Annotated in this window: 8 protein-coding genes; 6 read left to right on the forward strand and 2 right to left on the reverse strand. The window is 61.3% G+C overall.

Annotation, left to right across the window (positions count from 1 at the left end):
- Positions 1-9: 9 nt before the first annotated feature.
- Positions 10-1,203 (forward strand): purine ribonucleoside efflux pump NepI, encoded by a 1,194-nt coding sequence (gene nepI, locus QLG03_RS18675; protein ID WP_147734125.1) that lies wholly within the window; start codon positions 10-12, stop codon positions 1,201-1,203.
- On the opposite strand, the gene phnX is transcribed toward nepI, so the two are convergent.
- The gene (gene phnX / locus QLG03_RS18680) at positions 1,200-2,009 is read right to left on the reverse strand and encodes a phosphonoacetaldehyde hydrolase (protein WP_117129481.1); all 810 of its coding nucleotides are present in this window, start codon (positions 2,007-2,009) and stop codon (positions 1,200-1,202) included. The genes nepI and phnX overlap by 4 nt on opposite strands.
- 9 nt (positions 2,010-2,018) lie before the next feature.
- Positions 2,019-3,122, reverse strand: coding sequence for a 2-aminoethylphosphonate--pyruvate transaminase (phnW, locus tag QLG03_RS18685; protein ID WP_044525082.1), 1,104 nt, complete (start codon positions 3,120-3,122; stop codon positions 2,019-2,021).
- Between the two features lie 141 nt (positions 3,123-3,263).
- On the opposite strand from phnW, the gene phnR reads away from it, so the two are divergent.
- The 5 genes from phnR to phnV all read left to right on the forward strand — a co-directional run bounded on the left by phnR (position 3,264) and on the right by phnV (position 7,952).
- Entirely contained in the window at positions 3,264-3,983 is a 720-nt protein-coding gene (phnR, locus tag QLG03_RS18690; protein ID WP_023291430.1) for a phosphonate utilization transcriptional regulator PhnR, read from the forward strand.
- 177 nt (positions 3,984-4,160) lie between these two features.
- Entirely contained in the window at positions 4,161-5,174 is a 1,014-nt protein-coding gene (phnS, locus tag QLG03_RS18695; RefSeq protein ID WP_023291429.1) for a 2-aminoethylphosphonate ABC transporter substrate-binding protein, read from the forward strand.
- Between the two features lie 5 nt (positions 5,175-5,179).
- The gene (phnT, locus tag QLG03_RS18700; protein WP_032454410.1) at positions 5,180-6,292 is read left to right on the forward strand and encodes a 2-aminoethylphosphonate ABC transport system ATP-binding subunit PhnT; all 1,113 of its coding nucleotides are present in this window, start codon (positions 5,180-5,182) and stop codon (positions 6,290-6,292) included.
- Positions 6,292-7,152 (forward strand): 2-aminoethylphosphonate ABC transporter permease subunit, encoded by an 861-nt coding sequence (gene phnU, locus QLG03_RS18705; protein ID WP_044525080.1) that lies wholly within the window; start codon positions 6,292-6,294, stop codon positions 7,150-7,152. The genes phnT and phnU overlap by 1 nt, the downstream gene beginning before the upstream one ends.
- 2 nt (positions 7,153-7,154) lie before the next feature.
- A complete protein-coding gene (gene phnV, locus QLG03_RS18710) occupies positions 7,155-7,952 on the forward strand; it encodes a 2-aminoethylphosphonate ABC transport system, membrane component PhnV (protein ID WP_023291426.1) in 798 nt (265 codons plus the stop codon).
- Positions 7,953-8,365 lie beyond the last annotated feature (413 nt).

Here is an 8,365-nt window from a genome sequence, read left to right on the forward strand (position 1 = left end):
AGGTCACTCATGAATCATTCAAATGAAGCCAAAACCCACGCACGCGAGCTCGCGCGACCAAACTGGTCGGCAGTTTTCGCGGTTGCTTTCTGCGTCGCCTGCCTGATTACCGTCGAATTTCTACCGGTCAGTCTGCTGACGCCGATGGCGCTGGATTTAGGCATCTCCGAAGGGATGGCCGGGCAGTCGGTGACGACGACGGCGTTCGTCGCGATGTTTTCCAGCCTGTTTATCACCTCCGTTATTGGCAAAACCGATCGCCGCTACGTGGTGATCCTCTTTTCGCTGCTGCTGACCCTTTCCTGCCTGTTGGTGTCCTTTGCCGATAGCTTCACCCTGCTGCTGCTGGGACGCGCCTGTCTGGGGCTGGCGCTCGGCGGTTTCTGGGCGATGTCAGCCTCGCTGACCATGCGTCTGGTGCCGATGCGCGTGGTGCCGAAAGCGCTGTCGATTATCTTCGGCGCGGTATCCATCGCGCTGGTGATCGCCGCCCCGTTGGGCAGTTTTCTTGGCGGGCTTATTGGCTGGCGCAACGTATTTAACGGCGCGGCGGTGATGGGCGTGCTGTGTACGATCTGGGTGCTGAAAGCGCTGCCGTCGCTGCCGGGTGAATCGGCGGCTCAGCAGCAAAAAATGTTTGGCCTGCTGAAGCGGCCGGGGGTGATGGCCGGCATGTGCGCCATTTTCATGGCTTTTGCCGGACAGTTCGCCTTCTTTACCTATATTCGCCCGGTGTACATGACCCTCGCCGGGTTTGATGTCGATGGCCTGACGCTGGTGCTGCTGAGCTTTGGTATCGCCAGCTTCATCGGCACGTCGCTTTCCTCGGTGCTGCTCAAGCGCTCGGTGAAAGCGGCGCTGGCGATTGCGCCGCTGGTGCTGACCGCCTGCGCGGCGGCGCTGGTGCTGTGGGGGGAAAGCAAAATCGTCGCCTCGACGGTGGCGATCATCTGGGGCTTCGCGTTCGCCTTGATCCCGGTGGGGTGGTCAACGTGGATCACCCGTTCCCTCTCCGATCAGGCGGAAAAAGCCGGGTCGATTCAGGTGGCGGTGATCCAGCTGGCCAACACCTGCGGGGCCGCGGTCGGCGGCATTGCGCTTGACCATTTAGGCCTGCTGTCGCCGCTGTTGTTGTCCGGGGTATTGATGCTGTTTACCGGCCTGCTGGTGGCGACCAAAGTGAAGGTGAATTCACCCGCTTAAGGCCGCTCGCCTTTTGCCAGCCGGGCGTTGATGTCGGCAATCACTTCCGGCAGGTCCGCCAGGGTATCAACCACATAATGCGCCCCGGCGGCATACAGCTTGCCTGCCGCCCGCTCGCGACGGGTGGCGATTTCCTCTTTCGACATCGCCTGATACGCCTCCCAGGTGGCGCCAAATTCATTTCCCGACACCGCCAGGCCGACGCTCCACATCCCGGCATGTAACCCTTCGCTGATGCCCGGCGCGGCGTCGTCGACCTTCACGCAGTGGGCCACATCGTCTATGCCCAGGGCAATCACGTTCTGCAGCGCCATCCACGGCCCGGGACGCCCGCCGGCGGCAAGGTCATCGGTAGCGACCCAGTGGTCCGGGGCATAGCCCTGGGCGGCGGCGGCTGGAACCAGTTTTTCCATCACCGGGCGCGGATAGCCCGAGCAGGAGCCGATCTTCAGTCCGTCGGCGCGCAGCGCGGCGAGGGTGTCGACAACGCCGGCGATCGGAGCGGAAAAATCGACAACCTTAGCGATTTGCAGCGGCATAAACGCGGCATAGATCGCATCGATATCAGCGGCCGTCATCGCCCGGCCAAATTTCGCCTGCCAGCGGCTGTCGACCGACGGCAGTTTGCCCAGCGCCTCAATGTGCTGCCATTTGCCAAGCCCCATCGGCACGCGGGCCTCTTCAAGGGTGATCTCAATATCGAAGGCCTGGCGAAAGGCCTCGACGAAAATTTGCGTCGGCGCGAAGGAGCCGAAGTCCACGGTGGTGCCGGCCCAGTCGAGAATGAGTGCGGTGATACGGTTCATGGCGGTTCCTTATTGTTTCCAGTACATGGCGTTGTCGATGGCCGCCAGCAGGGCGGTGATGTCGGCGTCGTAGACTTCGCCGATGTTGCCGATGCGGAAGCAATCGCTTTGCGACACTTTGCCCGGATAGATCACGAAGCCCTGATCTTTCAGCTTCTGGTAGAAGGTGTGAAAGCGATACTGCGGCGCATCCGGTGAATAAAAGGCGGTAATGATCGGCGAGTGCAGGCTGTCGTCGAGCAGCGGCCGGAAGCCGAGCGCGCGCATTCCGGCTACCAGTCGGCGCTGATTGCGGGTATAGCGCTGATGGCGGGCGCTGACGCCGCCCTCCTGGGCCAGCTCTTTCAGCGCCTGGGCGAAGGCCAGCACGGTATGGGTCGGCGAGGTGAAGCGCCACTTGCCGTGGTTATCCTCCATACAGCGCCACTGGGCGTAAAGATCCAGCGACAGCGAGCGCGAGCGGCCTTTGCAGGCGGCCAGCTCCGATTCGCGGGCGATGACGAAGGCGAAGCCCGGCACGCCCTGAATGCACTTGTTGGCAGAGCTTATCAGGTAGTCAATATTCAGCGCGGCGATATCCAGCGGAATGCCGCCGAAGCTGCTCATCGCATCGACGATATAGCGTTTGCCATACTCTTTCGCCAGCGCGGCCACCTCTTCAATCGGGTTGAGCATCCCGGTGGTGGTTTCGCTATGCACCATCGCGATATGGGTGATCGCCGGGTCATCCCGCAGGATCCGCGCGATCGCCGCGGCGTCCGGGCGGGCGACTTCGCCGCAGTCGTAAGGGTGGAAGGCGATACCCATCCGCTGTGCCATCTCAATCATGCGCGCGCCATAGGCGCCATTGCTGACGATCAGCACTTTGCCCTGTTCGCCGATGACGCTGCCGAGCACCGCTTCGACCGCGTAGCTGCCGCTGCCCTGCAGCAGCACCGCCGTATACCCGGCGGCCGGGGTGGCCAGCTGCACCAGCTGCTGACGAATGGTCTGTACCACGCCGAGATTGTAATCATCATCCCAGGTGCAGCTATCGAATAACATCGCCTCTTTCACCGTGCGGGAGGTGGTTAACGGGCCGGGGGTCAGCAGCAGGTAGTTTCGTGAAGTCATTTGTCTCACCATTTGGTCTATACCAGATTGGTGTTTATCATGGAGACAAAGCCGGGGCAGGGTCAAAGGAAATGTGGCGCTGCAACAAAAAATTCATCTGGCTATGTATAATGAGCGCACCAAAAGTGGCAGCGAGTAAACATGAAATCACCCTCTGGCGAGATGCCGCAATACCTGATGATTAAGGCGCAGCTCCAGGCGCGTATTCAAAACGGCGCCCTCAAAAGCGGCGATAAATTGCCTTCCGAGCGCGAGCTGTGCGCGTTGTTCAACACGACCCGTATCACCGTGCGCGAGAGCCTGGCGCAGCTGGAGGCCAGCGGCGTGATCTACCGCGCCGACCGCCGCGGCTGGTTTGTGACGCCGGAGCGGCTGTGGCTGGATCCGACGCAGAACACCAACTTCCACAAGCTGTGTCTCGAGCAGGGACGTGAGCCGAAAACGGTGCTGCTTGATGGCCGGTTATCCGCCGTGCCGCTGGATGTGATGGCGCCGCTGGCGCTGCAGCCTTTCGATCAGGTCTACCTGCTGACCCGCCTGCGCTATGCCGACGGGCGTCCGGTGTGCTATTGCGAAAACCACTGCCTGCCGGCCCGGGTGCCGGAGCTGCTGCGCCACGATCTCAACGGCAGTCTGACCGAGATTTATCAGAGCCAGTACGACCTGATCTATACCAGTATGCATTTGTCGTTTTATCCCACCTCCATGCCGCCGCAGGCCGCAGCGGCGTTGGGGGTGATGGAGGGGCGCCCGGCGCTGCTGCTGCGCAGGCTGAATTACGATCAGCACGGGCGTATTCTTGACTACGATATCGAATACTGGCGGCATGACAGCCTGCGGATCGAAGTCGATACCCATTGATTTTATTGCATTAATCCTTCCTGTGTCCCCGGTGGCGTCAGCGTTAACCGGGGCTATGCCTCCCCCTCGTTTTAACTCTTTCGACACACTTCTTTCATCGTTTTGTCATAAACCCCCGGTAGCGTGAAGGAAAATCTGGTCTACACCAGAATAACTAACTGCGATGAGGCTAACACGATGAAACTCTCCCGACTTGCCCTGCTGTCCCTGTTCGCGCTGACCAGCTCCCCGGTTTGGGCGGACGGCGTCGTCACGGTATACTCCGCCGACGGCCTGCATGACGGCGATAACAGCTGGTATCAGAGCCAGTTCGACGCCTTCACCAAAGCGACGGGCATCAAAGTGCAGTATGTGGAAGGCGGCTCCGGCGCGATTGTCGAGCGTCTGGCGAAGGAGCGCACCAATCCGCAGGCCGACGTACTGGTCACGGTGCCGCCGTTTATCCAGCGCGCCGCGAAAGAGCAGCTGCTGGCCACCTTTACTCCACAGGGCAGCGCGCAGATCCCTGGCGCCAACGACCGCTATTCGCCGCTGGTGAACAACTATCTGACCTTCATCTATAACGGTCAGTTGCTGAAAACCGCGCCGGCCAGCTGGCAGGATCTGCTGGATAGCCGCTTTAAGAATAAGCTCCAGTATTCCACGCCGGGCCAGGCGGGGGACGGCACCGCGGTGATGCTGCAGGCCTTCCACAGCCTTGGCGGTAAAGACGCTGGCTTTGCCTATCTTGGCAAGCTCCAGGCCAATAACGTCGGCCCATCGGCCTCCACCGGCAAGCTGACGGCGCTGGTCAACAAAGGCGAGCTGTACGTCGCCAACGGCGATCTGCAGATGAACCTGTCGCAGATGGCGCGTAACCCGAACGTTAAAATTTTCTGGCCGGCGGATGATAACGGCGAGCGCAGCGCGCTGGCGCTGCCCTACACCATCGGGCTGGTGCAGAACGGGCCGAACAGCGAAAACGGCAAAAAGCTGATTAATTTCCTGCTGGATAAACCGGCGCAATCCAGCGTCAGCGCGCGCTCCTGGGGCTTACCGGTACGCAATGACGTGGCGCCGGATGACGCTAACTTTAAGGCGGCGCAGGCGGCGCTCGACGGCGTGAAGCGCTGGGAACCCAACTGGGACGACGTTGCGCTTTCTCTCTCGGCGGATATCGCCCGCTGGCATAAAGTGACCGATAGCGAGTAAGCCTGATGTTAATGAAAACGACCGTCACGCCTTCCCCGTCGCTGGCGGGGACTTCCGGGATCACCCTGGACTCGCTGCGCGTTTCCTACCACGGCAACGTGGTCTTAAAACCGCTGTCATTGACCATTGAACCCGGTGAGGTGCTGGCGCTGATTGGCCCTTCCGGTTCCGGGAAAACCACCGTGCTGCGGGCGATTGCCGGATTTGTGCAACCGGCTGGCGGGCGGATCCTGATCGGCGATACGGACGTCACCCACCTGCCGCCTTACCAGCGCGGGCTGGCGATGGTGGTGCAGAACTACGCGCTGTTTCCCCATATGAAGGTGGAAGACAACGTCGCCTTCGGCCTGCGGGCGCAAAAGCAGCCCAGGGCGCTGATCGCCGGGCGGGTGACTGAAGCCTTAAAAATCGTTGGTATGGCGGACTACGCCACCCGCTATCCGCATCAGCTTTCCGGCGGCCAGCAGCAGCGCGTCGCGATAGCCCGCGCCATTGCCGTGCGTCCTCGGGTGTTGTTGCTTGATGAACCGCTGTCGGCGCTGGATGCGCAAATTCGTCATAACATGGTGGAAGAGATTGCCCGTCTGCACCGCGAACTGCCGGAGCTGACCATCCTCTACGTCACCCACGATCAGACCGAAGCGCTCACTCTGGCGGATAAAATCGGCATTATGAAAGACGGGTCGCTGATCGCCCATGGCGAAACGCACGAGCTGTACCACTATCCGCCGAACCGCTTTAGCGCTGAATTCCTCGGCCGCGCCAATATCCTGCAGGCGACGGCGCTGACCGATAGTCTTCAGCCGGGTCTGGTTAACGTGAGCTGCGGCGGCGGCCTGGTTAACGCCTTCAGCCGGGGCGGGCTGCATGGCAACAACAAGCTGTTATGCATTCGCCCGCAGCATATGAGCCTGGCGCCGCGATCGGCAACCAGTAATCGCCTCAACGCCACCCTGACTTCGGTACACTGGCAGGGCGATCTGACGCATCTGCTGTGCGACGTCGCGGGCGAAGCGGTGCGGATCGTCATGACTCACGTCAACCCCCTGCCGCGCGCGGGCGACAAGCTGGCGCTCTACTTCGAACCTGGCGATGCGGTTCTGATCGAGGAGCAATGATGGCGCAAACCTTAATCCTTACGCGCCCGGCGCGAAACCTGCGCCCTTACCTGTGGCTGGCGTTGCCGCTATTGGTGCTGGCGACGCTGTTTTTCTATCCGCTGTTGCTGATCGCCGAACAGGCGCTGCGCGACGCCAGCGGCAAACTGAGCCTCGAAACCTTCTGGCAGGTGATTGACTCAAAACGCTTTATTGGCGCGCTGCTCAATACCTTACAGATTGCGGTGTTCGCTACCCTTGGCTGCCTGGTGCTCGGCAGCGTTTTGGCGCTGATTCTGGTTTTTATTCCGTTCCCCGGCAGCCAGCTGATTTGCCGGGTGATCGATACTTTTATTGCGCTGCCGACCTTCCTTATCACTCTCGCGTTCACCTTTATTTACGGATCGGCGGGGCTGCTCAACGGCGCCCTGATGGCGCTGTTCGCCTTTGAACTGCCGCCGGTGGACTTCCTCTATTCGATTAACGGCGTGATCCTGGCGGAGATCACCGTCTTTACGCCGCTGGTGATGCGCCCGTTGATGGCCGGACTGCGGCAGATCGATAAGAGTCAGCTGGAAGCGGCGAGTATTCTTGGCGCTCACCCGCTGCGGGTGATGACCCAGGTTATCTTCCCGGCGGCGCTGCCGGCGCTGATGGCGGGGGGCAGCCTGTGCCTGCTGTTGACCACTAACGAGTTCGGTATCGTGCTGTTTATCGGCGCCAAAGGGGTCAATACCCTGCCGATGATGGTCTACAGCAAGGCGATTCTGGAGTCGGATTACAGCGTGGCCTGCATGATCGCGCTGATGAATATTCTGCTGTCGCTGGGGCTGTTTATGCTCTATCGGCTGGCGGCGGCGCGCACTGGCGTAAGGAGTTAACGATGTTGATTTGGTCGCGTAAAGGCCGCGCGGCGGCGGGCGCGCTGGCGGTGACGCTCTTTGCCGGCATCTTCCTGCTGCCGCTGGCGGTGATTTTGCTCTCCAGCCTGAGCCAGCAGTGGAACGGCCTGCTGCCCACCGGCTTTACCTTTGCCCACTTTGTTAACGCTTTTCGCGGCGCGGCGTGGGATTCGCTGTTTTCCAGCCTGGTGGTGGGCTTCTGCGCCAGCCTGCTGGCGCTGCTATGCGGGATGTGGGCGGCGCTGGCGCTGCGCCAGACTGGCGCGAAGCTGCAGAAATATCTTGGGTTGATGTTTTATCTGCCCAGCGCCATCCCCTCGGTTTCCGTGGGACTGGGCATTCTGGTGGCCTTCAGCCAGGGGCCGCTGCAGATGAATGGCACCTTCTTTATCGTCCTGGCGGCGCATTTCGTGCTGATCTCGGCCTTTACCTTCAGCAACGTGACCACCGGGCTGGCGCGAATTTCCGCTGATATTGAAAACGTCGCCTCCAGCCTGGGCGCTTCCCCGTGGTACCGCCTGCGCCATGTGACGCTGCCGCTGATGACGCCATGGATGATCTCGGCGCTGGCGCTGAGTTTATCGCTGTCGATGGGGGAGTTGGGAGCGACGGTGATGATCTATCCGCCGGGCTGGACCACCCTGCCGGTGACCATTTTCAGCCTGACCGATCGCGGTAATATCGCCGATGGCTCGGCGCTGACCATCGTGCTGGTGGGCGTCACGCTGCTGTTGATGATGAAGCTGGAGCGCATCGCCCGTCGTTTGTGTCAGAGATAAAGAGTGGATGTCGTCATGCGGGGCTGGCGCCAGACCGCCCGGCGGCGCTGCGCCTGCCGGGCCTGGGGGGATCCCGCAGGCCTCCTCAGGAACGTAGGCCGGATAAGGCATTGATGCGGCCATCCGGCACAACCACAGGTATGGAGCTTGAAGTGTCCTGCCCGGCGGCGCTGCGCTTGCGCGGGCCTGGGGAGGGTATCCCGCACGCCTCCTCAGAAACGTAGGCCGGATAAGGCATTTATGCCGCCATCCGGCACAACCGCAGGTATGGAGCTTGAAGTGTCCTGCCCGGCGGCGCTGCGCTTGCCGGGCCTACAGGGGGAGCCCGCAGGAAGGAACGTAGGCCGGATAAGGCATGTATGCCGCCATCCGGCATAAATGGAGCGCACCAGTCGTAGCCCGGCTAAGCGTAG

It is taken from the genome of Klebsiella sp. V115_8 (genome assembly GCF_029967715.1).
Lineage (GTDB): Bacteria > Pseudomonadota > Gammaproteobacteria > Enterobacterales > Enterobacteriaceae > Klebsiella > Klebsiella quasipneumoniae.

Bases quoted from the DNA above. Each gene is read 5' to 3' on its own strand.
- nepI (WP_147734125.1), top strand. From the start codon at position 10: ATGAATCATTCAAATGAAGCCAAAACCCACGCACGCGAGCTCGCGCGA.
- phnX (WP_117129481.1), bottom strand. From the start codon at position 2,009: ATGAACCGTATCACCGCACTCATTCTCGACTGGGCCGGCACCACCGTG.
- phnW (WP_044525082.1), bottom strand. From the start codon at position 3,122: ATGACTTCACGAAACTACCTGCTGCTGACCCCCGGCCCGTTAACCACC.
- phnR (WP_023291430.1), top strand. From the start codon at position 3,264: ATGAAATCACCCTCTGGCGAGATGCCGCAATACCTGATGATTAAGGCG.
- phnS (WP_023291429.1), top strand. From the start codon at position 4,161: ATGAAACTCTCCCGACTTGCCCTGCTGTCCCTGTTCGCGCTGACCAGC.
- phnT (WP_032454410.1), top strand. From the start codon at position 5,180: ATGTTAATGAAAACGACCGTCACGCCTTCCCCGTCGCTGGCGGGGACT.
- phnU (WP_044525080.1), top strand. From the start codon at position 6,292: ATGGCGCAAACCTTAATCCTTACGCGCCCGGCGCGAAACCTGCGCCCT.
- phnV (WP_023291426.1), top strand. From the start codon at position 7,155: ATGTTGATTTGGTCGCGTAAAGGCCGCGCGGCGGCGGGCGCGCTGGCG.